Source organism: Billgrantia kenyensis (genome assembly GCF_013697085.1).
GTDB lineage: Bacteria > Pseudomonadota > Gammaproteobacteria > Pseudomonadales > Halomonadaceae > Halomonas > Halomonas kenyensis.
On record NZ_JACEFT010000075.1, the window covers coordinates 1 to 1,425 of the forward strand.

The window sequence follows — 1,425 nt, forward strand, 5'->3', positions numbered from 1 at the left end:
TGAACTGCACCCCGAAAGTTGGACACCCAATCCAACCTTCGGGGTTTTTCTATGAGGAACAAGTACAGCGACGAGTTTAAGTTACAGGTTGTGAGGCAATGCCTACGCGGGGATGTCGGCATTGAGGAGTTAGCCCACCAGCTTGGCCTGGACTACTCCATGGTCAGGCGATGGCTGGAGCATTACCGACAGCACGGCCCTTCGGGATTGCGTCAGACACGCCGTCATTACAGTGCGGCATTCAAGCGCGAGGTGCTGGAAAGGATGCGGCGTGACGGCTTATCGATCCGTCAGACCGAGGCCCTATTTGATATCCGTGCCAATGGCGCTATTGGCAGATGGCAGCGCCAGTACCATAGTGGGGGCCTGACCGCGTTAGCACCGAAGCGCAATGGACGCCGCCCGATGACCAAAAAGCCGCCTACTCCACCACCCCCGCCTGATAAAGAGCGCTCCCATGACGAGTTGCTCAAAGAGTTGGCGTATCTGCGGGCGGAGAATGCCTACCTAAAAAAGCTCGATGCCTTGATCCGGGAGAAGGGGACGGCGACGCGGGGCAAAAAGCCCAAGCCGTCCAAGGATTAAGGCATGAGCATTCGCTGGCTCTGCTGCTGCGTGCGGCCGAGCTGCCACGCAGTACGTTTTACTACCAGCTCCACGCCCTGGGCGCTGGCGATCGGTATGCGGCTCTCAAGGTGCGCATCCGGGCGATCTACGACCGCCATAAAGGGCGCTATGGCTACCGGCGCATCACCGCCGTCCTGCGCCAGGCAGGAGAGACGATCAACCACAAGACAGTCCAGCGGCTGATGCACCAGCTGGGCTTGAAGTCCCTGGTTCGTCCCAAGCGATATCGTGCCTACCGAGGGGCGGAAGGCTACGCCGCTCCCAATACGTTGCAGCGTCGGTTTCAGGCTCAGCGCCCCCATCAGCGGTGGGTGACGGACATCACCGAGTTCAAGGTCAATGGCCAGAAGCTCTACTTGTCGCCGGTCATGGATCTGTATAACGGAGAGATCATTGCTTTCCAGACAGGGCCGCGCCCGGTGTTCGACCTGGTGAAGGGTATGCTGAAGAAAGCCTTTGGCAGGCTGACCCCGGGGGATCGGCCGCTGCTCCATTCGGACCAGGGCTGGCATTATCGTCACCCCAGCTATCGCCGTCTGGTGGCGGAGCAGCGGGTACTGCGCAGCATGTCGCGGAAAGGAAACTGCCTGGACAATGCTGCCATGGAAAGCTTCTTCGGTACCCTGAAGGCCGAGTATTTCCACTTGAACCGGTTCGACACCATAGAGCAGCTGCAGCAAGGGCTCGACCAGTACATCCATTACTACAACCACGAACGCATCAGGCTGAAACTAAAAGGCCTGAGCCCCGTACAGTACAGGACTCAGGCCTTGGACGCCGGCTGAATGAACCGTCCAA

1 protein-coding gene is annotated in these 1,425 nt (G+C 59.1%); it reads left to right on the plus strand.

Going from position 1 to position 1,425, the window contains the following annotated elements:
• Positions 1-51 precede the first annotated feature (51 nt).
• Positions 52-1,412, plus strand: a protein-coding gene (locus tag H1D44_RS20640; protein WP_238984614.1) for an IS3 family transposase whose coding sequence is annotated in 2 segments (ribosomal slippage) — positions 52-508 and positions 508-1,412 — 1,362 coding nt in all. Because the reading frame shifts where the segments join, the coding sequence is not laid out codon by codon here.
• Positions 1,413-1,425 lie beyond the last annotated feature (13 nt).